A 24,835-nucleotide genomic window follows, 5' to 3' on the forward strand; every position below is an offset into this window, starting at 1 on the left:
CAATCGTTTACTGTACGGTGAATTTGCCGGTTTTAAAATCAACCGTGATGGTGTAAGTTTTGCTGGTGCCCGGCGCCTTTAAATCACCGCCGTTGGGTTTAAAATCATCACCGCTCACGTTATTGGCGTTGTTGCTTCCGGTGCCGCCGTATTTGTTGCCCCAGTCGCCGTAAACCGGTACGAACAGGTAAGAGTTATTGGCCGATAAAGGAATGGTGATTTGAAACTGCGTTGAACTGATCTTGGTAAATTTCTGGCTGCCCAGTTCGGGATCGCCGCCGCCCATCCAGTTACCGGGTGTAGCGCTGCCCGTAATGTACAACTTGGCCGGCACCGGGTATTTCACATCAAGGTAAGGCGTTACCGTTAATTTGATTACGTTGGAATAAAGCGGAATGCTCTTGTTTACCAGGGTTGATTTCACTCTTATTTCCATGTTGTGCGCCACGTTTTCGGCCAACCCCATTGTCAGCAAAGCCGCGTTAAGGCTGTTTACCGTCAGCGTTGTGGAGAGGTCTTTTGCAATGGACATCTCGAACATTTTTGGATTGGTGAAATTTGATCCGGTGGTGTCAAACTGCAAGGTGTACGATACGTCCTGTGAGCTTGGGCCCGTTGAAAAAGTATAATTCGGATTTGTCCAGGAAAGTGTGATGGCGTTGTTGCTTTTGTTGGCAATGTCAAGCACCATCGGTAATGTGGAAGAAGCCGTGAGCACTGGCGCTGTGCCGCCCTGGTACGTGACCTCGCTGATGTTTTTTTTGCAGGCCGCAAAACCCGCTATCAAAAACAAGAGAAAAAATTTGACTGTATTTTTCATACCAAAAATTTGTCGTTGAATTAATAACCGGGATTTTGAACCAAGTTTGGATTAGAGGATAAATCAGTAGAAGGAATGGGGTAAAGATTGTACTTGCTGTCCACCGCCGTTCCCGATGCCACGCCGCCTTTCCAGGCCCACAAGTACGCACCGGTTGTAAACTGGTTATAGCGAATCAAATCAGTTCGGCGAAAACCTTCCCAAAACAATTCACGTCCTCTTTCTTTGATGATGTAATCAAGCGCCAGTTGTACAGAAGCATTGGGATTGGGATCGGCCGGCCTTGCTCTTGCCGCCAATTGTTGCAGGTAAGTCAAAGCCGTTGCCTGAACGCCACCACTATTGGCACCTCCACGTATCGTTGCTTCTGCATAGATTAAATAAATCTCCGCCAAACGAAACAAGGGCATGTCAATATCGGCAAAGGTGTTGCCGGCATCCACATGAGGCGCTTTACCACCGGTTCTGGTTTTGTTGCGGAATTTGGTAGAAGAATATCCATCGGTTGGAACGTCCAGCAAACTGGTCATGTTCTTACTTTGGCCGGACGTGTAAAACTGTCCCCTGATGTCCTGTGCGTCAAACAAATCTACAAACTGCTGGGTCATGCGAATGCAGTTCCAGGTGCCGTTCAATCCCGAGGTGTCTGCGGTTACGCCGGCCGGGCCGTGTACCAGCAACGTTGTGCCGCCGTAGTTCTGCGTGGATGTGCCGTCGTAGTTAACAGCCAGAATGAATTCATCCGTGTTCAGGTTGTTATCGGCAAGCATTAACTCTTTGTATTTCGGGTGAAGCGTATACCCTGCGCCAATTACTTTGTTGCAATAAGTAATGGCATCTGCATAACGTGCGGTGCCGCTGTAAACTTCGGCATTCAGGTAAATGCGGGCCAGCAACGACCAGGCGGCCGCTTTATCCGCACGTCCGTATTCGTTTGTGCGCGGCGCGGCAAGATCGCCGTCAATGGCTTTCAATTCCGACTCGATGTAAGCGAACAAATCTCTCCGCGAAATTTGCTTTGGCAATGTACCGGAACCGATGACGTAGTTCTCGTCAACAAAAGGCGGATTGCCAAAAAGGTCCATCAACACCCAATAATGATAGGCGCGGATGAAACGGGCTTCAGCCCTGTAACGCCGAACGTTGTCGGCATCCGTTCCGCTAATGGCCCGCTTGCTCAGGTTTGCATCCGATGATTCATTGATAAAATTGTTGCACAACGTAATCACGTAAAAGGAACGGTAGTAAGAACCCGCCACTGCCTGGCTTGCAGCCGACCAGCTCATTTGGTGGATGCCAATCGGGTCGGTGTTGCCGTGATAAGTCCACCCGGCTTCATCGGTGCTTAAGCATTGCAGGTACCAAAACTGCCGGAAGAAATCGGAACTACCGGCATCCGACACAAGTTGCGAAGGAATATCACTGGCACTGCCAGGCCCTGAATTACCAATCAACGCCATTGAACCGTACACTTTGGCTAAAGCTTGTTTGTAACCGGCCGGTGTACTAAACACAGAAACAGAGGTAACGTCGTTGGTTGGTGCAAGATCAAGTTTCTTTGTACACGAAGCCAACGCAGCCACCACCAAACCTGCTGCCACTATGCGTTTGAAAAAACTTTCTTTCATATAGCTGATACTTTACGGAAAATTTAAAAATCAAGATTTGCACCCACGGAATAAATGCGCGGACGCGGATAAATGTTGTTATCAATGCCGCTGCCCACTTCGGGATCAAGGCCTTTGTATTTGGTCACGACAAAAACGTTTTGAACGGTGCCTGTTAAACGCAACGTCGCCTTGCCGTGACTGATGCGTCCGACGTTGTAACCAATGTTCACGTTATCCATCCGCAGGAAGGAAGCGTTCTCCAAATAATAATCGCTCAGCGGCTGAAGATCAGTACCTCCTTTAAATCCTGTTTCGAGATAATTTACAGAACCATTAGCGGTTGTATAGGTTCCTTGAATTTGTGTCAGCTTGCCCAGGTTGCTGTACACGTTGTTGTAAACATAGTTGTTGAAGCTGGCCCGCAACACCGCGCCTACGTTCCATTTTTTATAATTGAAGTTGGGGCTAAAGCCAAGGAACACATTCGGGTCAACGCTCTTGCTTTTGTAGCGGTCCAAATCGTTGATGATACCGTCGCGGTTTTTGTCTTCAAACAAACCTTCAATGGGCTTGCCGGCCGCATCATACACCTGTTTGTACAAATAGAATGTATTCTTTGAGCCGCCTACGGCACTGATCAAAAGAAAACCGTTTGCACCGGCGGCATTGCCCGACAACAATCCAATGTAATTCGGATCGTTGGGTACAACGGTTAAGTTCTTAATGGTGTTCTTGTTGTAAGTGATGTTGAAGTTCAGATCAAGCGACATATCCCGTTGACGAATGGGTTGTGCGTTGATGGAAAACTCCACGCCTTTGTTGTCCATGCTTCCAACGTTTGACAAGATATAAGCCGAGAAGTTTGTACCCGCTGGCTGTGCAACGTAGTTCAACAAGCCGCTTGTTTTCTTCACATAAAAATCAAGCGTACCGGTAATGCGGTTGTCGAGGAAGCCGTAATCCAAACCCGCATTGTACGTAGCGGTTTGCTCCCATTTCAAACCCGCGTTAAAGCCGCTGGGCGAGTAAGCCTGGTAAGGCATGTTGCCAAAATAATAAGAGGCGTAAGTAGAGCTGAGACTGTAGCTGGATAAGAAGCCGTAGTTACCGATGCCTTCTTGTTGGCCGGTAATGCCGTAACCCAGGCGCAGTTTCAAATCAGAGATGCCCTTGCTTTCTTTCAGGAAAGATTCCTGCTTCACACGCCAGGCAAAGGCAATTGAAGGGAAGGTGCCCCATTTGTGGCTCGGGCCAAAACGCGAAGAACCGTCACGGCGAATGGTCCCTGTCAGCAGGTATTTATCGTTAAACGAATAATTGAAACGGCCAAAGAAAGAAACGAGGAAATGCTCTGGCTTGTCGAACGGAAAGGTGGGCGGCGTTGTGGCCGGGAAGGTATCGCCGTTGGCTTTGTAACCGCGGAAGAAATAATTCTTCGTCTGGTAATCATTGTAAGAATAACCCGCGGTTACATCTACCCGGCTCTTAATGGACTTTATATCTTTCACGTAGTTCAAATAAAAATCCAACACGGTTGCTTGCTTGGTTTGCTTACCCGGATTTTTTGAACCGCCGGTGCGGTAGCCCGAAGCAGCACTGTCGGGAACGTAATACGTGCCGGTGTTTTTGCTGATGTCGTAACCAAGATTCAGGTTGGCGTGCAGGTCGGGCAGGAAATGAAATTTATAATCGAATTGTGCGTTGCCGATGCTGCGCATGGGCTTTTGGCGATCGAAGGTTTCTTCCAGAAGTCCTACCGGGTTTGAAGCCGTGTTAAGCGCCGGAAGACCGGTCGCGTCCAACCATTCGTAGTAACCACCAAAGCGGTTTGACTTTGAGGTAACCGGTTGTGTTGGATCGTAACTCACGGCCGTTCCAATGGCGCCCTGGTTGGCAAACCGCGTTTGCTCCATGCTGCCTTTTAAGTTAATGTCCACCCGCAAATGGTTGTCAAAAAAGGTTGGATTAAACACGAGGGCAAGCGATGTCTTTTGCAGGTGATCGGTTTTTAAAATACCGTTCTGGTATTGATAACCCAGCGTTACGCGGTAAGGCAGATTTTTAATGCCGCCGCTAAGCGTTAAGTTATTATCGGTAGACAAAGCCGTTTGATAAATCTGTTTTTGCCAGTCGGTATTGGCCGTTCCCAACTGCGCTTTTTGAGCCGCGGTGCCGTTGGCGTTCACAATGGCGCGAACCTGATCGGCAGTGAGTATCGGCACTTCCTTGGTTATGTGCGAAACAGAATTAACGGTATTGAAAGCCACTCGCAGCGGGCCGCCGCTGCGGCCTTTTTTGGTGGTAATGAGAATAACGCCGTTGGCCGCACGGGTACCGTAAATGGCCGCCGCCGACGCGTCTTTCAACACGGTAAAACTTTCGATGTCGTTTACGTTGATAAAGCTTAACGGATTGCTGGCGCCGTTGATGCCGTCGGGATCCAGAGGTACGCCGTCAATCACAATCAGCGGGTCGTTGCTGGCACTTAACGAAGAGCCGCCGCGAATGCGGATTTTGCTGCCCGAGCCGGGCTGTCCGCCGTTTGAAACGATGGACACACCGGGCACTTTGCCGGCAATGAGTTGTTCGGGTGTGGTGATGTTTCCTTTCTGAAAATCTTTTGCTGTGACGGTGGCCACGGAACCGGTCAGGTCTTTCTTTCGCGTAGTACCATAGCCTACCACGACAATCTCATTTAGACTTCCTGCCGTGGCTTGCATCGTTACGTTCACCGACGATCTTCCGGCAATACTTACTTCCTGTGCGCCGTAGCCAACCGAGGAAAAAACAAGCGCCGTTGCCGAAGAAGGAACCGAGAGTGAGAAGTTACCGTTTTCGCCGGTGGTTGTTCCCCGGCTGTTCTGGTCCTTTACCGAAACCGATGCGCCGGAAACACTTCTGCCGGAAGAATCGGTTACACGGCCACTGATCACACGGTCTTGCGCAAAAGCCGAAGCGGAAAAAAGAAGCAGCAGTGGCAAGACAACCGCATAAAGCAATTTTCTCTTGTGCATAAAGCAATCGAATATTAAAGTTTAAAAATTAAAAGCAGTCTATAAATGTGTATAGAGGACACAATAATAAATCATTTTCTACTTCTCTAAAAACGGTAGCCGGTTTTTTTGTTGAATTCCTGATTAAAAGCAACGAATAAAGCCTCGCGTGGTTATACAGCCATTTTCTGTTCAACGCCCGATAGTAAGCGTCCGGTTTTTTTTAAGCCTGGGCGCAGCTTGTACAATTTGCCGGGACGATGCGGCACGTCTTCTTCCATTTCGTTCAAATCTACCAGCCAGTCCTTAGCTGTAATGCGTTTGCGAAAATTCCGCCGGTCTAATTCTATCCCCAAAATGGCTTCGTACAAATCCTGCAATTCCCGCAAAGAAAACTTTTCGGGCAAGAGGTTGAATACGATCGGATGCTCCATAACTTTTTCACGCAACTGCTGCAGGCAGGTATCCAAAATCATTTTGTGATCGAAGGCTAACCTATTCACGCCGGCCACATTGTGCCAGGCCACGTCGTTGTGCGTTAGTTTCAGCTTGCTGTGTTTTGCATCGACCAGTGAGAAATAAGCCGTCGTTATCACACGGCCCGAAGGATGCCGCTCCACGTTTCCAAAGGTGTGTACTTGCTCTAAATAAACGTCCTTTAAACCCGTGCGCTCCTGCAACACGCGGTAAGGCGCTTCGTCCAGGTCTTCACCGGGTTTTACCAGGTCGCCCAAAAGCGAATGCATGCCTTCAAACTCTTTTAAATCCGACTCGATAAGCAAGACTTTCAGCGCCTTTTCCTGGTAGCTGAAAATCACGCAATCCACCGACAAGGCAATGTTGAAATAATCCTTGTGGCTGATCTTTTCAATGGCAGCAGTTTTTAGTTTTAGCATGTTGTCTTATTGAAGGGTTAACGAAAGGGTTTTGGTTTTCTCCTTCGCCTGTACTTTTAAAAAATAAGTACCGGCCGGCAAGTGCAATGCCGGTAAAGAAAGCACCTTGGTTCCGTTGTTCAAAATGCCGTTGTAAAGTTTTCTTACCTGCTGGCCCACGCTGTTATAAAGTTCCACCGTGGTTTTTCCGCTCTGCGGCAGCTTTACTTCCAGATAGGTTGTGTTGTTTGCAAAAGCGGGATTGGGATAGAGCTTTGCTTCCAGCGTTGTGCCGTTCCAGGGAACGTTGGAAACAGGTGTAGCCGTTACGTTGTTCACGTTGCGGTTCACGTACACATGGTATTCGCCGGGCTGCAGGGTAAAGCTTTGTGCGGAGGCTGTTGTCGTTTGTATAAAGTTGCCAAAGTAATCATACCAGTTTCCAGCAGTTGGGAAGGTAACGCTGCCGGTTTGCGCAACCACATCAAAATTACCAATCACCACAACGTCAGCCGTATCGTTTGCCGTTGCCACTTTCAGCCATTTAAATGCACCGCTGAAATCGCGGGTGATGGCGCCGGTTTGAAAAGCGCCAAGGTATCTTGAATCAAAGCGAAGTTTGTTCAACGCACTGTACACGTTGTAAAGATTTTTCCGCCGTGAATCGTTGAGATAATCCCAACGGATTGGTTTGGGCGTAAGGCGGCAACTGTCAGCGATAAGACTTGTGTTCGTACAGGTGTTGATGGAATAGGAATAACCCAGTTCCCCAAACTGCCAGATCATTTTCGGCCCCGGAATCGTAAGCAAAAAGACCGCTGTTTGTTCGGCACGTTTTAAAGCCGTCGTTGTGTCTTTGATATTGTAGCTTCCGGAGCTGTTTCCGTACGTGACGTTCTTGTACACAATGCGCTCTTCGTCGTGGCTTTCGGCATAAGCCACAAGATGCGGCTGCGTCCATCCGCGAACGCTGTGAATGGCACGCGAAAAATCCCAACGATCGGCGTAGCCCATTGAAGCTTGTGCGTAGCTGTCGTTCATGTTGCCCCAAAGCATCATGCCGTAATTGCTCAAGTCTATTTCCTCGTTGTCGGCTGCAAAATGTTCGAGAATTACATAAGCGTTGCTGGATTTGTTCTGCACCGTATCGTAATAGCCTTTCCAGATTTTTACCCGCGAAGAATCATAGGCGCTCCAGGCGTTCACATCGCAATTGTTGCCGCTTGCGTCGCATGTTTGTTTTTGCGTGAAGCCTTTGGCGAGATCAAAACGAAAACCATCAAGTTTGTAGTTCTGTAACCAGTGTTCAACAATTCTTCCCACATAATATTTTGTATCGGCGCTTTCGTGGTTCATGTCGTAACCAACGTTGTACGCATGCTTCGGCACGGGGTTAAACCAGGGGTTGTTGGCAGCCGGACGATTGTTTGCCGCATCCCAATACAACTGCACCATCGGCGATGAACCAAAGGAGTGATTCAATGCAATGTCCATGATCACGGCAATGCCGCGACGATGGCAACTGTCCACAAAACGTTTAAGCGTGTTTGCCGGGCCATAATATTTATCGGGAGCGAAATAAAAATCAGGATTGTAGCCCCAACTGTTGTTGCCTTCAAATTCGTTGAAAGGCATTACTTCAATCGCATTCACGCCGAGCTTTTGTAAATAATTCAAACTATCCTGAATTGTCTTCCAATCGTGTGCTGCTACAAAATCTCTTACCAATAACTCATAAATCATGAGGCCTTTTTTATCGGGATGGTTAAAAGTATTTACGCTCCACGTGTATGTAGGTGCAGACGTTTGCAACACGCTTACAATGCCCGTTTGTCCCGTAGGATAAGTTTTCAAACCCGGATAAGTTGTCGATGAAATGCCGGCATCGTTATTCGGATCGAGAATTTTTTCAGCGTAAGGATCAGCAATTTTTATAGTGCCGTCCACAACGTATTGATAACCGTATTCGGTGCCCGCAGTAAGATTGTTCAGCGTTATCCAGAAAAATTTTCCGTCGGGTGTTTTGTTCATGATGGCTGGCGTCCAGTTGTTGAACTCACCCATCACCGTTGCATAACCTTTGCCCGGCGCACGCAGCACCAACGTTACGGATGTGCCGCTATTGTAATTGATACCGTCACGAATACCTGCAGGCAAAGCCACAACGGGTGAAACACCAATGAAAATATTGATCGTGTCGTATTTGGTCGTGGTGCCGTCATTCGCCTCGGCTACAACCTGCTGATTGCCTGCAGCGGTGATAGTAGACGTTCCTAAAAGCGTGGTAACGTTTGAAGCCGAAGCTATCATGGTCCCGTTGTGATAAAGTTTCATCGCTGAAGGCTTGTTCGCATCGGCACTGATGGTAAAGGAAGTGCCTAACGACCAGGATTGTTGTTCCGGTGTAGGTACGTATCGAGGTTCTGTTGGCGGTTGCGTTAGTCGCACAGCCAGTGACGATGTATAGATTGGAATATACATGTCGCTGCCGTCGCTGTTGCGCTGCACACGACTATTGTCTCCGGCGCCGTTACGGAAAAGAATGGCAATCTTTTGAATGGTTTCTGTGGCATCAGTAATGCCGAAGAAATTGTGTAAGCTGCCGGTGATGGTGTATGTCCATTTGTTGTTGCCGATGTAAACTGCGTTCGCCGCGGCCGGCGTCGTGGCCCAAGTGAACTTCACGTATTTCCAATCCGATGAAGAAGTACTCTTGTTTGTAATGACACCGATGTGAACGTAAACATCGGTTGTTGCGGAATAATTGTACAAACCCTGGTTGCCTTTGCTGGCATCCATTGTTATCACCAGCGTTTGCGAAGCGTTGTTTTCGGTTGGGAAAGAAGGTGTCCAGGTAAGCAGTTGCGAATAGCAAAGAAGCCCGCAAAAGCTTGCGGCAATAACCAGCAGCAATCGTTTCATAATAGCGTTTCTCCGGCTAAAGATAGCAGGAATATGTACGAATTACACATTAGCCGGAAAAATTTTTTCGCCCCTATTTTTACACGCATGAACGCCGATGTAAAAACGCTCCAACAAGCCACGCTGGAACTGCTGAAAGAAATTAAAGAAGACAAACTGTCCACAAAAGGTATTGACCGGCTTCGCAACGTATTGCGCTTTCACGAGCACCGGTATTACGTGCAAAGCGATCCGCTGATTTCGGATTTTGAATACGACACTTTGTACAAAGGGCTTGAGGTATTAGAAAAGGAAGCGCCGGATTTAATTACACCGGATTCTCCTACCCAACGTGTGGCCAAAGGGTTAACGAAAGACTTTCCGAACGTGCCGCACTTGGTGCCCATGCTATCGCTCGACAACTCATACGACAGCGAAGATCTTTTGGACTTTGACCGCAAGGCAAGAGAACTAACGGGCTTAAATGAAATTGAATACTGCGTTGAACCAAAGTTTGACGGCGCCAGCATCTCATTGATTTACGAAGGCGATGGCTTGGAAAGAGGCGCTACCCGCGGCGACGGCGTTCGCGGCGACGACATCACACCAAACATCAAACAAATCAGAACCATTCCGCTGTCGGCAAAATTTTCTGACTACGGTTTGCAAACGGTAGAGATACGCGGCGAGGTTTTGATCAACAAGAACAACTTTAAAAAATTCAACGAAGGATTGACCGAGCAAGGGCTTGCACCTTTAGCAAACCCGCGCAACGCTGCTGCAGGAACGTTGCGTATCAAGGATCCCTTAGAAGTAAAACGAAGAAACCTTGAAGCTTTCGTTTATCACGTTAGTTATTATGTAACGGATGACGGGTTACGGATGACGGATGACAGCGAGAGAGACGACAGCAAAGAAACACCGTCATCCGTCAACAGTCATCTGTCATCTTCACTCCTCACACATTCCGGCACACTGGACATGCTTTGGAGCCTCGGCTTTCGTTCTCCTGCAAAAGAAAAAAAAGTGTTGAAAGGCATACAAGCCGTGATTGATTATTGCAACGAATTTGAATCGCAACGCGATGACCTTCCTTATGAAATAGACGGCATGGTAATTAAAGTAAACGACTTTGAACTGCAGGACAAGATGGGCATGACCACGCACCATCCGCGGTGGGCAATGGCCTATAAATTCAAAGCAAGGCAAGCCACTTCGAAATTGCTTCGCATCGAATATCAAATTGGCCGCACGGGCAATGTGGGTCCTGTTGCCAAGATTGAACCCGTGCACATCGGCGGTGTAACGGTCAGTTCCGTTTCACTTTTCAATGAAGACGTGATTCGCGAAAAAGACATTCGCATTGGCGATACGGTTTTGGTAGAAAGAGCGGGTGATGTGATTCCGTACATCGTGAAAGCATTGACCGAGTTGCGTACGGGCAACGAACAGCCAATTGTTTTTCCGAAATGTTGTCCTTCCTGCGGCGATGAAATTGTGCGCACCGCCGAAGAAGCCGCGTGGCGTTGTGTGAACATCAATTGTCCTGCGCAAGTGCTGGAGCGATTGATGCACTTTGCGTCGAAAGACGCGATGGACATTCGCGGTCTCGGCGAAGCCAATATCAAAAAGTTTTACGACCTCGGCTTGCTTAAATCTATCCCCCAGATTTATCAATTAGACTTTGAGGCTCTCAGCAAGCTCGAAGGTTTTGGAAAAAAGTCAATTGAAAACCTGCAAGCGGCAATCGCCAATTCAAAATCGCAGCCGCTGCACCGTTTGATTTTTGCACTGGGCATTCGCTTCGTAGGCGAAACAATCGCGAAGACATTGGCCAATGCCGTCAACCATTTGCTTGACTTGAAAAACTTTGACGAAGAGAAATTAAAAACGTTGGAAGACGTTGGGCCGAAAGTAGCGGGCAGCGTGGTGCAGTTTTTTGCCAACGAAGACAACATCCACATGCTTCACGAACTGGAAAGCCTGGGCCTTCAACTGAAGAATGAAAAGAAGGAAGCGGCCAGCGACGGCAATCTTGACGGACAAAGTTTTTTGTTCACCGGTACTTTGCACAAATTAAAACGCAGCGACGCCGAAGAATTGGTGGAAAAGAACGGCGGCAAGATTGTTTCCGGAGTGAGCAGCAAGCTGAATTATTTGGTTGTAGGCGATGATGCCGGCAGCAAGCTGGAAAAAGCTAAGAAGATTGCGAGCATAAGAATTTTAAGCGAAGACCAGTTTTTGGAGATGGTGAACACCTGATGCCGTGTAGCGCTTCGCGCAAAGATGCAAAGCAATACGTTGCGAAGAATGGCAGGGAAGCGTTTAAGGCGTGTCGTTTACACGGTTTCATTTTGCAATTGATACCTGCGAAACGTGTTTAGTAAAGCATCAACCGTTTTTCTTCTTTCATAACCTGCTTCAAAAATATTTGCCACTTCTGTTTTCAATTCGTTGTCGCCTTTTTCGGAGAGAAAGATTTCGATTGCGTTGACGGTTTCCGAAAATTGCTTATCCAGTTGCATACGGCTGTTAATGGCTTCATCGTTCGTTTCGGAAAGACTTGCCGCTGTAGCCGCAACGGATTCTGCAGCCTCTAACCGCAGACTGGTGTTGCTTTCCCTTGCATACAAATCATCCAGGTTACGAACGATGCTCTCCAAACTGGCCGCTTTCGTTTCTCGCAAACCTTCGTACAAATAATCCTTCCGCTTCAACTCAAAGTTTCGTCCCAAATACAATTTCTTCACGTCTTCGTTTATGGCCAGTTCTTCCGCCGTACCGTGCTGAAAAATTTTTCCTTCGATCAGCAAATAAGCACGGTCGCAAATGGAAAGCGTTTCGGTTACGTTGTGATCGGTAATCAGGATGCCGATGTTTTTGTATTTGAGTTTAGCAACGATGGCCTGAATGTCTTCCACCGCAATGGGGTCAATGCCCGCAAAGGGTTCGTCGAGCAAAATAAATTTGGGATCAACGGCCAGTGCACGGGCAATTTCGGTACGTCGTCGCTCGCCACCGCTCAATACGTCGCCGGGACTTTTGCGTACGTGATGCAGACGAAATTCATCCAGCAAACTTTCGAGTTTTTCTTTCTGTTGCTTGCGCGAAAGCTTCGTCATTTCCAGCACCGCACTGATGTTATCTTCCACACTCAACTTTCGAAATACCGAAGCCTCTTGCGGCAAATAACCAATGCCCAACTGCGCCCGCTTGTACATGGCCAGTTTGGTAATGTCCTCGTCGTCCAGGTACACAGCGCCTTCGTCGGGCTTGATCAAACCCACAACCATGTAAAACGTGGTGGTTTTGCCGGCGCCGTTGGGCCCCAGTAAGCCCACAATTTCTCCTTGCCTTACTTCAACAGATGCGTGGTTCACCACCGTGCGTTTGCCGTAGCGCTTCACCAAGTCGTGTGTATGAATGCGGATGCTCATGGGGCGAAAATAGTTGAGTAGTTGATTGGTTGAGCAGTTGACTGGTTGAGCAAGCCGGCCTTTAACAAATCAACGGATCAACCAATCAACTGCTCAACTTCCAATTATCCCTCTCAACACCTAAGTTTGCATCCTTTATGAAAGTAATTGACTACATCAACGAGGCGAACGGAAAGACCCTGGTTTCGTTTGAGATATTGCCGCCACTCAAAGGCAAAGGCATTAATGCCCTGTGGGAACATCTTGATCCGCTCATGGAATTCAAGCCTTCGTTTATCAACGTAACGTACCACCGCAGCGAAAGCATGTTCAAGAAAAAGCCCGACGGCACTTTTGACAAAGTGGAAGTGCGCAAGCGTCCTGGCACGGTAGGCATTTGCGCCGCGCTGATGAACCGCTACAAAGTAGATGCGGTGGCGCACCTCATTTGCGGCGGCTTTTCCAAGCAAGAAACCGAAGACGCACTTATTGATTTGCATTTTCTGGGTGTGAACAACGTGCTGGTGCTGCGCGGCGATGCGCCAAAGAACGAAAGCTCTTTTGAGCCCGAACCCGGGGGCCACCGTTATGCCATTGAGTTGATGCAACAGGTAAACAACATGAACAACGGCATTTACCTGGAAGAAGATTTAAAGAACGCCACCAAAACGAATTTCTGCATCGGCGTGGCGGGCTATCCCGAAAAACATTTTGAAGCGCCCAACATGCAAACCGATCTTGCCTTCTTAAAAGCAAAGGTTGATGCGGGTGCGGAATACATCGTTACGCAAATGTTTTTCGACAACCAGAAATATTTTGCCTTCGTAAAAAGCTGCCGCGATGCCGGCATCAACGTACCGGTCATTCCAGGATTGAAACCAATCTATACGAAAAAACAGCTTTCCATCATTCCCCGCACTTTTCACGTGGACATCCCTGAAGAACTCTCATCGGATTTATTGAAATGCAAGACCGATGCGGAAGTGGAAGTAGTGGGACAGGAATGGCTTCTGAAACAATCGAAAGAATTAAAAGCAGCCGGTGTGCCGGTGTTGCATTACTACACGCTGGGCAAGCCAAATGTGGTGGCGAACGTGGTAAGAGAATTATAGCAAGTAGCTTTCAAGCGTAATTTTTCTCAATAAAAAACTCTCTGGACCTCAGAGAGTTTTTTATTAAAGCAAGATTGTACGCAGCGAGCACTCGCTACTTACTATTCACTATTTTTTTCCACTCCTTTTCGTTTATTTCTACGGGATATTTCTTTTTTAATTCCGCCACCCAAGCCTTTTCCAACGTGGCCTGGTAATCATTAATCACCATTCCTTTGGCATCGGCAAAGCTGCGGGGTTCTTCGCCGTTATGAAGCTTCAGCACGTAGGCAAAAGAAGCGGTATTGTCGGCTTTGTTGACAACAGGCATTGTAACCGTGCCCGCGGCCAGCAACTCTTCTTTACCTTTTGGGATTTGCGTCAATTCAAAGCGGCCCGAATCCGAAGTAATCTGCTCGGCGTAATTGCTGACTGTTGTTCGCCATGCCGCGGGAGCAGCTTTCAGTTTCTTGTAAAATTCATCAGCACTGGCGGCGTTATTGGCGTAAAACAAAACGGCATCGGCGCTTTGCTTCCACACATAATTGCCTTTGTGCTTTTGGTAATAATTCAACAGCGCAACGGAATCGGTTTGCGCCGGTGTCCACACCTGCCGCTGCATGATTTCAAAAAACAAATTGCCGTCGGCAAATTCATTTATCTGCTGTTTGAAATCGGCGTTGTAATCTTCCATGTGATCTTCGTAATACTGCAACGCAGCGGCTTGTACAAATTCGTTCCAAAGCTGCGGGTATATTTTTGTTGCGCCGTTTGCACGGTAGCGATGCGTTTGCGCAAACTCAGCCCAATCTTTCACCGTGGGCGTTCGGTTGCCAAGCGAAAAAACCGGTGTTGCAGGATTAATCGTCAGCTTTACAGAAGGCTTTGTAAAGTTCAACACGCTGTCGGTATAAGCCCACAATTCGTTGTTGGATGCAAGCAGGCTTTTGTAGCCGGCTTGCTTTAATATTTTTTGCGCAAGAATTTTTTTCGTCACTGCTGCCCGGTCGCTGCTTTCAATTTTGTTGCGCAATTCATCGCTTGCCTGCGCATTTAATTTCGCGGGCACGGGCAACAATTTTATTCGCTTTACAATGTGATAACCGTGTTCGGTTAAGAAAGGCTTGCTGACGGCGCCGTCTTTTGGCAAGGCAAAAACGGTTGTTTCAAAAACGGGGCTGTATTCGCCTACGCCAAATTCCTGCATTTGCCCGGCTGAAGCAGCGGAAATCACATCGTTACTAAACGCGGTTGCCAGTTTGCCGAAATCATCGCCGGCAAGAATGCGGTTGTACAAAGAATCGGACCTCTTCTTCAACGCTGCTTTGTAGGCTTCATCGGCGCCGGGTGGAAAGGCCAACAAGATTTGCGCAGCCTTCATGCGGCCAAGCGCTTTTCGTTCACCCAGTATTTTGAAAATGTGATAACCGGCTTTTGACATATAAACAGCCGAGGTTTTGCCAACCGGCGTTGCGTAAACTACCGACTCCAATTCGTAAGGCAAGGTGAAAGCAGTAATCCAACCCAGGTTACCGTCATTATTTTTCGCCGACGGATCGTCGGAGTATTGTTTGGCCGCTTCGGAAAAAGACAAACCTTTTGCAAGAGCGCTTAACACTTCGTCGCGTTTCTTTGCTGCGGCCACCGTATCGGTCACATTGTTCTTTGTAAACGCGATAAAGATGTGCGCCACGTGCAGGTCTTTCTGCTCGTGCGCAAAGGCTTCTTTTATCAGGCCGTCAAGGCTTTCCTTGTCGCTCAAATAACCCGGTAAAATTTGCTGGCGCAGATTGGCCAAATCGCTTTTTAACTGCGGCAGCGTGTCCAGCTTTTTTGCCTTGGCCTCGGCCACTTTCAGGCGCGAAGAAATGTAGAGGTCAAGATATTCCCGCATTGCTTTTTCATCCTTTGCACCGGTGTTGTTTTTTTGAAAGGCGCGAAGAAATTCGTCGGCGGAAACGGCGTTCTTGCCGTAGGTGAACAAAGTTTGTGCAGGTGCTGAAAAAAAGCCCAGCACGCAAAAAACAGTTAGTAACTTTTTCATTTGAGAGGTGGATGATTTGATTCATTCGTATTCTATCAATCGTTGGCCGTTGTTCGTTGATGGTTGGTTGTACATCGCGTACCGCCAACGACTAACAATAAACGGTCAACTACTTACCCGCTTTAATGCGTTGATCCAGGATTTCATCAATCTGCTTGTCGGTGACTTTTTTTGCAATGATGCGCTTGTCTTTGTCAAGCAGGTACAAAGTAGGAAAACTTTGCACATCGTACAACTGCGCATAGGACGGAACGTTGGCCGAAACCCTTGCCTGTTCGGCTTCCCTGGAATAATAAACGTGCGTCCAGCCTTTCAGGCCGCGTTCGCGAATGAAGGTGAACCAGTCGTCTTTTTTTACGCCTTCGGTTTGCTTGGCCATGGCAAATATCTTCATGCCTTCGCCTTTCCATTTGGCTTGATAGAAGCTGTCAATCTTGGGCAAAGTTTCTTTGCAATGGCCGCAGGTTGGATCGTAAATCACCACCAGCGTGTACGGTGCATCCAAACTGTAAAGCGTTACGTTTTTGCCGGTGGTGTCGGGCAATTCTATTTCAGACGCCGGCGAACCCATGATGTTGGCCATTAAACTGTAAGCCCGGTCGGTAATCATCTTGCGGCCTTTGTCGGTAAGCCAGTCGTAATTTTTCTGCGCAAAATATTTTTCATAGAGATGAACAAACACCGCGTCTTCCCACATGTATTTCATGTTCAGGTAGCGGTTTACAAATTTGAGCAAGAGAAACTTTTGCATTTCATCCGAAGCCGTTGCATAACCCAGCATCCAGTCCATTTCCTTGTTCACCGAATCGGAAGCCGGATAAACCAATTGCTCGAAATATTTATCCAGACGGCCTTCAAAAAATGGTGTGCGGGCCAGGCGGTCGTCCCAAAAATTCACGTCGTCCCAGTAATGTTTTTTAAAATAACGATAGGCATACAGCGAATCTTTTTTCGCCGCTTCGGGATTGCTTGGCACCTCCGGTTCGCGCATGGCTTTGAGCAAAGTAGTAAGCAAACCGGTTGGTTCTTTAGCCATGACTTGCGTACGGTAAGCCGTAATTTTTTTCGAGATGGAATCAATCTCCTTATTGGCTTTAAGCGAATCGGCAACAGAAGAGCCGCCGCGTTTTTTGTAAAGCTCGTCCAGCGTGCGGCCGTTTTTTCCCATAAACTCCTGGTAAGCTTTGAAGGAAGAATTTTCGGCAGAGCCGATGAAGGCGATTTTATCAAGATGGGCTGTATCGGCTACAATAGAAAAATTCTGCTCCTTGCCTACCAAAAACTCGAAGCGGTTGGCGCGGTCGGGGAAGCCGATGAGATAAATGCCGCCGCCCAATTTTTTTGGGCCTTTGAAAACGCCTTCGCTGCGGTCGTTAAGTTTTACCGAATCAATGATGGGCAACTGTTTGCCATAATAGTGACCGAGGTAGATGTACTGATTTTTAAAAGGCTTGAGGGTTACTTTAATTTGGTAACCGCCGGCGGGACTTTGTGCGCACAAGGCTGCCGCGTAAAAAAGAAAGAGAACGGCGACGAATTTTTTCATACGAATTGAATAGTAGCGGTAAAAATAATTGAATCAGATTTTCGCTTGGTTAAAAAAAGACGAAAGAAGGTTGGTGGTGGTTTGTGGTTTGCGTGGTAAACCGGAAACACTGCCCGGTTGTGAACCGCTTGAAACGGGAAACTTTTGACACCTGCGCGAAACCACAGACCGCCAACCGTAAACCACAAACCCGACCCTTATCTTTGCGCTCGTTTAACCTTTCATTAACCCCTTGGCAAATACATTTGTTTCCTTTTAACCCCGATTATGAGAAGAACTCTTTTCAGCGCTTTTTTCTTTTGCCTGGCTTTGCTCGCAACCGCTCAATCCGATACGACAGGACCCGTGAAAATTTTTCGTCCGATGCAGGCCCGCGCCAAAGATCATTTCATGATTCAGTTGGGCGGCGCCATGTGGCAAAACAAACCGGACTCTATTAAAACGGGCGGCTTTTCCCGCACCTTTAATATGTACCTGATGTTTGATTTCCCGTTTAAGACTTCACCGAAATTCAGCATCGCCCTGGGCCCCGGCCTTTCTACCGACAACGTGTTTTTGGACAAGATGACGGCCAACATTACCAGTACCGGCTCAACCCTTGTGTTTAAGAACGCTACCGACACCACCCATTTTAAAAAATACAAAGTCTCTACCGCCTTTTTGGAATTGCCCGTGGAGTTGCGCTTTTCTTCCAACCCGGACAACGACGGCAAAAGCTTCAAGGCCGCCGTTGGGCTGCGGGCCGGTACCATGCTGGCTGCCTGGACAAAAGGCAAAACCCTGCAAAACAGCGCCGGCACTACACTGAACGAGTATATCGAAAAAGAAAAAAGCAAAAAGTTCTTCAACACCACCCGAATTTCGGCCACGGCCCGCCTGGGTTACGGACACTTCAGCGTTTTTGGTTCGTACTCGTTGACTTCTTTGCTTAAAGAAGGCGTTGGCCCGCAGATGAATGCCATGAGCATTGGTTTGACGCTAAGCGGCCTTTAAAAATATTTCTATGGAAAGAATGAAAAGCGGTGCGCCGGAAGGTGGTATCGCTTTTTTAGTTTTGTGCTTAAAGCAAAAAAATGCTGGACAAGAAAAGTAAAATAAACAAAGAAGAAAGAGCGGTGCTGGTAGGCGTGGTGCACAAGGACCAACGCGAACAGGAAGTCATGGAATACCTGGACGAACTGGCCTTTCTGGCCGAAACCGCCGGTGCCGTGGCGGTGAAAAAATTCATTCAAAAACTGCCGCACCCAGATAGCCGGACCTATGTGGGCAAAGGCAAGCTGGAAGAAATCAAAAACTATCTGCAAAGCCGCGACATCAACCTCCTGATTTTTGACGATGAGTTGAACGGTTCGCAGATTACCAACATTGAAAAGGAAACGGATGTAAAAACCATTGACCGATCGGATTTGATCCTCGACATTTTTGCGCGAAGAGCAAAGACGGCACAGGCCAAGGCACAGGTGGAACTGGCGCAGTACCAATACATCCTGCCACGGCTTCGCGGCATGTGGAAACACCTGGAACGGTTGGGCGGCGGCATTGGTACAAGAGGCCCGGGAGAAACCGAAATTGAAACCGACCGCCGGATTGTGCGGGATAAAATCTCGCTGCTGCGCAAGCGCTTAAGCGAAATAGACAAGCAAGCCTTTACGCAACGCAAAGACCGCGGCGAGTTTATTCGCGTGGCGCTGGTGGGCTATACTAACGTCGGCAAAAGCACCCTAATGAATCTTTTGAGCAAAAGCAACGTGCTGGCCGAAAACAAACTTTTTGCCACGCTGGACACCACCACGCGAAAGATTGTGTACGAAGGCACACCGTTTTTGCTGAGCGACACGGTAGGTTTTATCCGCAAGCTGCCGCATCACCTGGTGGAAAGCTTTAAGAGTACGCTTGATGAAGTAAGAGAGGCGGATATTTTATTGCACGTGGTGGACATTTCGCATCCCAATTACGAAGACCAAGTAGCCGTAGTAAACAAAACCTTGCAGGAGATGAAGACACACGACAAGCCGGTGGTGATGGTTTTCAACAAAATGGATTTGTACATCAAGCAAACCTTCGACGAGTGGTTGAGCGAAGAAACAAAGGAGCAAATCATCAGCGACTTAAAAGCCCGCTGGCACAACGAAACCGGCGGTAATGCCATATTTGTTTCAGCGCTGGAACGCCTGCACATTGACGAACTGCGGAAAATCATTCTAGATAAAGTGCGGGAACTCTACCGCATTCGGTATCCGTACAAAACGGATTTTTTTTATTGATCGTGGATGTTCGGGATTTTAAAAGGATTGTTTGAATTGTTTACGATGGAGAAAAGAATCAATTGGGTAAAGATTGCGGAGAGCGTAAGCGACATTCCGTTTGATGCAAACGAAATTGCGGAAGTAATGGCCGGGGACAAGCGCATCTGCATCGGGAAGCATAAAGAAGAATTGTTTGCTTTTGCACACAAATGTCCGCACGCCAGCGGCTTTTTTAGCGAAGGCTTTATTGATGCGCTGGGCAACGTGGTTTGTCCGGTGCACCACTATAAGTTTTGCATGAAAAACGGCCGCAACATAAGCGGCGAAGGCTATTATTTAAAACATTGGCCGGTAGCGTTACGAAAAGACGGTGTATTTATTGGTTTCGACAGCCGCAAATTGTTTGACTTCTTCTAGGGCTTGGTCTTTTAGAAAATTTTATTTTAAAAGGCCAATTTTTGATTTGGCCGGAAAGGGAAAACGCCTATTTTTGCCGTCCTGAAATCAGAAATGATTTTGTTGGATTCCTCCTTAGCTCAGTTGGTTAGAGCATCTGACTGTTAATCAGAGGGTCTCAGGTTCAAGTCCTGAAGGGGGAGCAGGAATTAAAAGGTTATAAGTTGAAGAACGTATAACCTTTTTTATTGCATCGCGTACGATACGGTAAAGTCGCGGGCCCACAATTCGACATACTGTGAATCTCAAAAACAAAAGACTGTATGTTTTGTAACGAGGTTCTTTGCAGGAAACCCATATCCAATCCGCATCTTCACTTCACCTCTTCTCCATCAACAGAAACCTGTGCATTTGCAAGGGCTAATTTGTTTACACCCTCCTTTGTAAGAATCTTACAGTTTTCCAGTTGCATATTTTGGACGAAGAACACACCAAATGGATTTTCGGCCGTGATGATTACGTTTTGAAAAACGATGTTTGCTGCCGGTGCTTCCGGCAATCCCCAAATTAAGCCGGCCCGCTTTCCCTTTTGGGTGGTGGCCGTTATGTTTTGGAACTTGATATTGCGATAGACAGGCGTTAATTCGCTAACTGTCGCTGAAGGGTAAGTTGTTGCAATTTCAGGTGTGATCTTCTGCAGGTTTCGGTATTCGCGTTCCTTTGCCATGTAAGCCCCGTAAATCAAAATAGGAATGCCCACATTCGTCATTTTCAGGTTGCGGTAAGTAAGGTTTTGAACAAGGCCACCGCGGTCACGGTCCGATTTAATGCGAATGCCTGCTTCGGTATTGTTGAAGGTGCAGTCTTCAATCAAAAAATTTGACACGCCGCCTTTTGTATAACTGCCGATAGACAAGCCGTGTCCGTAGCCGTATTTGCAACCGGTAATGTGAACGTTCGTGGTGCCACCACCGCAGGTAAAATTATCGTCGCCGGTGCTGATGTCGCAATTCTTGATTAAGATGTCGCGTCCGGATACATCACAGGCATCGGTGTTGTGGCTCGGATTGACCGGGTCATCCGATGCCGGTGCACGAACGATAACGCCGCTAACCGTTACGTTTGACGATTTACCGCTGATGGCAATATGAAACATGGGCGAGTTGGTCAGCGTAACGTTTTCAATCAACACTTTGTCGCATTCTTTAAGAGAAATCATGCGCGGACGTTTGGCGTTTTTTTCCTTTGCAAAAGGCCACCAGGGAGAACCCTGACCGTCAATGGTTCCTTTCCCGGTAATGGCTACGTCGTGAAGTTTTACACCGCTGATAAAATCCGTACCGTATGCGGTACCACCAGGATATTTATCTATAGGCAAGAATTTGAGAACTGCGCCTGAATCGAGATGAAAATCAAGAGTGCTAAAAAACTGCAAAGGCCCCGATAAATAAACACCAGCAGGCACAATCACTTTTCCGCCGCCGGCACTCTTAGCCGCGCCGATGGCGTTTTGTATGGCGGTTGTGTTGTCGGTTACGTTGTCGCTCTTCGCACCAAAATCTTTTATGCTAAATGCTTTGTTCGGAATGGAAGGAAGCAGAGGCGCGGGAAAATCGGATTGCGCATGCAGCCGTTGAAAAACCGATAAACAAATGCTTGTTGCTACCAAAAAACAAAAAGGTGTTTTCATTTGATTCAATTAATGCTTTGCAATGGTAAGCGCTTTCCCGCAACAACCTTGCACGCTTATTTTATAAATTTAGGAGTTAGACCCTTTTCCGATGAATGTTGCGTGAGCCACGCGTCACCCATTGGCAACCTACCGAAAGCCACCGGCATGATAAATCTTTGAAGCGCTTTCCTTTCCTCTTGCCGCAAGGTCTTTGATTATGTCAAACAAAGGCTGGTGCAGCTCCAAAAGATTGGTCACTTCCGCCGGCCGGTAATTCATTTCCGTGTTGATGTTGATGGTGTATTTGCTGTCCCACGGCGGGTTTAATTTATCGTTTCACTTGCCTTGCAAGTTGGTGGGTTGCGAACCGGAAATCAAAAGGTAACGACTGAATTGAAAGTAAAGTGAAAGAAGTTGTGGATCATTGGCCGTATTGAATTCAGCAACGCCAACATTGGTTGGCTTCTTTGCTTGTTCGGTATCGAAAGAAGAAATGCCTTCGGGTTACCAGAAATTCTTTCACGATTGAGCAGTTACGTCATCCATGCTAAAGTAAATTAATCCATCGAGGTAAAGCAGCAGACGCTTTCATTGCAGCCTTGCCCGTCGTTTTGATCATCGTTTTTAAGTTCTCTGATCTATACTATGGATTTACCGCATTCATCCAAATGGTTCGCAAAGTTTTCAGCAAGTCACAACGATAACTTCATGTAAGCAATAAAAGTTTGGTAAAGATGGGTCACCTTTGTATTCATGGACGTCGTTGCTACATTAGACCTTATTACGGCTTCACCTTCGCTCACCGAACAGGAAGAACGGCGAAAAGAATTGGCTGCTTACCTGAACCATCTTATCCTAAATGATTTCTCCGCATTGATACAGCTTCTTTACCGTGTGGATGTTTCCGAACAAAAATTAAAAACGGTGCTGAAAGAAAATCCGCAGGCCGACGCTGGTGAACTGTTAGCCGAACTGCTAATTCAGCGACAAAAAGAAAAGACAGGCACACGGAAAAACTCTTCACTGGCAGATGAGCCATCGGGAGAGGAAGACTGGTGAAGACAATTAAACGTTGAAAACGAAAAACAGAAAGACGTTCCTTCTTTTCGCTGGCTGTCCTTAGTTTATCAACTTGTCAATGCGCTTCAGAAACAACATATCGCCCCTGTTGTAGCTAAAGCTCGCGGGCTTTGTATCAGAGTCGAAGACTTGCCATTGCAACATGTCGTCGTTTACAATCAGCAACAAGCCTTTTAACGTGACCACTTTAGAAGAGTCCCTTACCGTGAGATTAAAATTGACGGGGTTTTTCCGGATGTCCGATACCGTTGCAAAAGCTTTTTTGCGCTGGCCGCCGCAAACAATATAAACCGTATTGCTGTCCACAATGTCCAGCCCTGCGCCGCTACCGTTGCGCCACGTTCCCATCAAATCGCTCATGCTGTGTTCTTCTTTTGTTTGCGCCCATCCGTTCAGTGCTGCAAAGAGCGAAAGAACCGTCATCATCTTTTTCATAACCGCATTTTCGTTACACAATTCTTCTACACTTTTTCTTAATACATACCCTGTGCCATGAATTTGTTTATCCGCTTACCGGCACTATTTTTTTAGCAATGCAAAAAAGATTTTATGCAAAGAGACGGCGCGAACATTAGCCTTTGGCAAAGCGGAATAAATGATTACACTCCCTCAAATACAGGCTCAGCAGAGGCCGTGTACGACGTGTTGATAGCAGGCGGCGGCATCACCGGCGTTACCACCGGATTGTTGTTGCAAAAAGCGGGCAAAAAGGTTGTACTTGCTGAAGCACATACCCTGTGTTTTGGGACTACAGGCGGCACTACGGCGCACATCAATTCTTTTTTTGACACGAGCTATGATCAAATTGAAAACGATTTTGGCAAGGATGCGGCAAAGCAAATAGCCGAAGCCACTAAACAGGCGAGAGAACTTTTTAAAACGAACGTTGCTCAATACAAAATTGATTGTGGCTTTGAAGAAAAAGACGGGTACGTGTACGCACAAACAGAGCAACAAGTTCAGGAATTGGACAAGATGTTTGAAGCTTCAAGAGCAGTTGGCGCAAACATAGAATACGTACAACAAATACCCTTGCCGGTTGACTTTCAAAAAGCAATCGTATATCATGAACAAGCACAACTACATCCAACGCGTTATGTTTTTGCGTTGGCAAAGGTGTTTGAAGAAGCCGGTGGCGTTGTTTTACAAAACTGCCCGGTAAACAAGGTTGAAAAAGAAGACGATTTGCTTCTTATCGAAACAGGCATCGGCACTCTAAAAGCAAGAGCGTTGATATGGGCCACGCACATTCCACCCGGCATCAATTTGCTGCACTTCCGCAACGCACCGTACCGCAGTTATGCCGTTGCACTTAAACTGGCCGACGACAATTACCCCGATGCGCTGGTTTATGACATGTACGACCCTTATTATTATTATCGCACACAGCAAATTGACGGCGAAAAATATTTGATTGCTGGCGGCGAAGATCACAAAACAGCTCACGAAGAAAATACAGCGGCTTGCTTCGATCATTTGCTGGCGCACGTTCGCCACTATTTTACGATAAAAGAAGTCAGTCGTCGCTGGTCTTCGCAATATTTTGAACCGGCCGATGGACTGGCCTACATTGGGCATTTGCCCGGTAACCCCGACAACGTTTACGTGGCTACAGGTTATGGCGGCAACGGCATCACGTACAGTCACATTGCGGCCATTACCTTAACGGGTTTATTGACGAAGGGCAATAGCGAGTTCAAAGACCTCTTTAGTCCTTCACGCATCAAACCCATTGCCGGCTTTGCCGCCTTTGTGCAGGAGAATGCGGATGTGGTAAAAGAGTTTGTTGCAAAACGCATTGCCGTTGAAAAAATTCAGGGTCTTGCCGAACTGGCGCACAACGAGGCAAAAGTTGTGAAGTACGAAGGCGAAAAAATAGCCTTGTATAAAGATGAAGCCGGTGGTGTTCACGCTATCAATCCGGTGTGTACACACGCTAAATGCATCGTTGCCTGGAACAATACCGAAAAATCCTGGGATTGTCCCTGCCACGGCGCCCGTTACAATATGGACGGCGAAGTACTTACCGGACCTGCACAAAATGGATTGGAGAAGATTGAGTTGGGAACCAGCAAATCCTGAACCCGTGTTGATAAAAAAAGTTATTGCTTCTTCTGTTTAATAAATGTCCTGAACGATAAGTTT

Annotated in this window: 17 protein-coding genes, 1 tRNA gene and 1 pseudogene; 8 read left to right on the forward strand and 11 right to left on the reverse strand. The window is 47.4% G+C overall.

Translation table 11 applies throughout. The features are described from left to right. Positions 1–7 precede the first annotated feature (7 nt). The 5 genes from FSB75_RS17440 to FSB75_RS17460 form a co-directional block, all read right to left on the reverse strand. Complete coding sequence (locus FSB75_RS17440; protein ID WP_146790118.1) at positions 8–820, reverse strand: SusE domain-containing protein; 813 nt, start codon at positions 818–820, stop codon at positions 8–10. A gap of 20 nt (positions 821–840) precedes the next feature. Then, on the reverse strand, positions 841–2,448 hold the full coding sequence (locus tag FSB75_RS17445) for a RagB/SusD family nutrient uptake outer membrane protein (protein ID WP_146790120.1): 1,608 nt from the start codon (positions 2,446–2,448) through the stop codon (positions 841–843). A gap of 23 nt (positions 2,449–2,471) precedes the next feature. After that, positions 2,472–5,444 (reverse strand): SusC/RagA family TonB-linked outer membrane protein, encoded by a 2,973-nt coding sequence (locus FSB75_RS17450; protein ID WP_146790122.1) that lies wholly within the window; start codon positions 5,442–5,444, stop codon positions 2,472–2,474. Between the two features lie 152 nt (positions 5,445–5,596). Continuing rightward, entirely contained in the window at positions 5,597–6,319 is a 723-nt protein-coding gene (locus tag FSB75_RS17455) for an NUDIX hydrolase (protein ID WP_146790124.1), read from the reverse strand. A gap of 6 nt (positions 6,320–6,325) precedes the next feature. Beyond that, positions 6,326–9,220, reverse strand: a complete 2,895-nt coding sequence (locus tag FSB75_RS17460) for an alpha-amylase family glycosyl hydrolase (RefSeq protein ID WP_146790126.1) — start codon at positions 9,218–9,220, stop codon at positions 6,326–6,328. 33 nt (positions 9,221–9,253) lie between these two features. Here FSB75_RS17460 and ligA point away from each other — a divergent pair, with 33 nt between their 5' ends. Further along, positions 9,254–11,461, forward strand: a complete 2,208-nt coding sequence (gene ligA, locus FSB75_RS17465; RefSeq protein WP_227990624.1) for an NAD-dependent DNA ligase LigA — start codon at positions 9,254–9,256, stop codon at positions 11,459–11,461. 77 nt (positions 11,462–11,538) lie between these two features. Here the strand turns inward: ligA and lptB are convergent, their stop codons facing one another. Next, the gene (gene lptB / locus FSB75_RS17470) at positions 11,539–12,636 is read right to left on the reverse strand and encodes an LPS export ABC transporter ATP-binding protein (protein WP_227990625.1); all 1,098 of its coding nucleotides are present in this window, start codon (positions 12,634–12,636) and stop codon (positions 11,539–11,541) included. 137 nt (positions 12,637–12,773) lie between these two features. Between lptB and metF the strand changes: the two genes are divergently transcribed. After that, positions 12,774–13,727 carry a methylenetetrahydrofolate reductase [NAD(P)H] gene (metF, locus tag FSB75_RS17475; RefSeq protein WP_146790128.1) on the forward strand — a complete coding sequence of 318 codons (954 nt, stop codon included), beginning with the start codon at positions 12,774–12,776 and terminating at the stop codon, positions 13,725–13,727. 94 nt (positions 13,728–13,821) lie between these two features. Here metF and FSB75_RS17480 read toward each other — a convergent pair whose 3' ends face one another. Both FSB75_RS17480 and FSB75_RS17485 read right to left on the reverse strand, forming a co-directional pair. After that, positions 13,822–15,750, reverse strand: a complete 1,929-nt coding sequence (locus FSB75_RS17480) for a peptidylprolyl isomerase (protein WP_146790131.1) — start codon at positions 15,748–15,750, stop codon at positions 13,822–13,824. A gap of 109 nt (positions 15,751–15,859) precedes the next feature. After that, a complete protein-coding gene (locus FSB75_RS17485; protein WP_146790133.1) occupies positions 15,860–17,296 on the reverse strand; it encodes a TlpA family protein disulfide reductase in 1,437 nt (478 codons plus the stop codon). A gap of 267 nt (positions 17,297–17,563) precedes the next feature. Between FSB75_RS17485 and FSB75_RS17490 the strand changes: the two genes are divergently transcribed. The 4 genes from FSB75_RS17490 to FSB75_RS17505 all read left to right on the forward strand — a co-directional run bounded on the left by FSB75_RS17490 (position 17,564) and on the right by FSB75_RS17505 (position 20,141). Then, positions 17,564–18,289 (forward strand): outer membrane beta-barrel protein, encoded by a 726-nt coding sequence (locus tag FSB75_RS17490; RefSeq protein WP_146790135.1) that lies wholly within the window; start codon positions 17,564–17,566, stop codon positions 18,287–18,289. An 80-nt stretch (positions 18,290–18,369) separates the two neighbouring features. After that, entirely contained in the window at positions 18,370–19,560 is a 1,191-nt protein-coding gene (hflX, locus tag FSB75_RS17495; RefSeq protein WP_146790137.1) for a GTPase HflX, read from the forward strand. Positions 19,561–19,605: 45 nt separating this feature from the next. Next, entirely contained in the window at positions 19,606–19,959 is a 354-nt protein-coding gene (locus tag FSB75_RS17500) for a Rieske (2Fe-2S) protein (protein WP_146790139.1), read from the forward strand. A gap of 108 nt (positions 19,960–20,067) precedes the next feature. Continuing rightward, a tRNA-Asn gene (locus FSB75_RS17505) sits at positions 20,068–20,141 on the forward strand. A gap of 170 nt (positions 20,142–20,311) precedes the next feature. Here FSB75_RS17505 and FSB75_RS17510 read toward each other — a convergent pair. Both FSB75_RS17510 and FSB75_RS22395 read right to left on the reverse strand, forming a co-directional pair. Continuing rightward, on the reverse strand, positions 20,312–21,628 hold the full coding sequence (locus tag FSB75_RS17510) for a glycoside hydrolase family 28 protein (RefSeq protein WP_146790141.1): 1,317 nt from the start codon (positions 21,626–21,628) through the stop codon (positions 20,312–20,314). 129 nt (positions 21,629–21,757) lie between these two features. Beyond that, positions 21,758–22,105, reverse strand: a pseudogene (locus FSB75_RS22395) (glycosyl hydrolase family 95 catalytic domain-containing protein). A 258-nt stretch (positions 22,106–22,363) separates the two neighbouring features. Between FSB75_RS22395 and FSB75_RS17520 the strand changes: the two are divergent. After that, positions 22,364–22,669: a hypothetical protein gene (locus FSB75_RS17520; protein ID WP_146790143.1), complete on the forward strand. Its 306-nt coding sequence runs from the start codon at positions 22,364–22,366 to the stop codon at positions 22,667–22,669. 60 nt (positions 22,670–22,729) lie between these two features. Here FSB75_RS17520 and FSB75_RS17525 read toward each other — a convergent pair whose 3' ends face one another. Beyond that, positions 22,730–23,125 carry a hypothetical protein gene (locus tag FSB75_RS17525; protein WP_146790145.1) on the reverse strand — a complete coding sequence of 132 codons (396 nt, stop codon included), beginning with the start codon at positions 23,123–23,125 and terminating at the stop codon, positions 22,730–22,732. Positions 23,126–23,239: 114 nt separating this feature from the next. Here FSB75_RS17525 and FSB75_RS17530 point away from each other — a divergent pair, with 114 nt between their 5' ends. Continuing rightward, entirely contained in the window at positions 23,240–24,772 is a 1,533-nt protein-coding gene (locus tag FSB75_RS17530; protein ID WP_146790147.1) for an FAD-dependent oxidoreductase, read from the forward strand. Positions 24,773–24,835 lie beyond the last annotated feature (63 nt).

Origin of the sequence: Flavisolibacter ginsenosidimutans (assembly GCF_007970805.1) — a bacterium.
In the GTDB taxonomy this organism is placed as follows: domain Bacteria; phylum Bacteroidota; class Bacteroidia; order Chitinophagales; family Chitinophagaceae; genus Flavisolibacter; species Flavisolibacter ginsenosidimutans.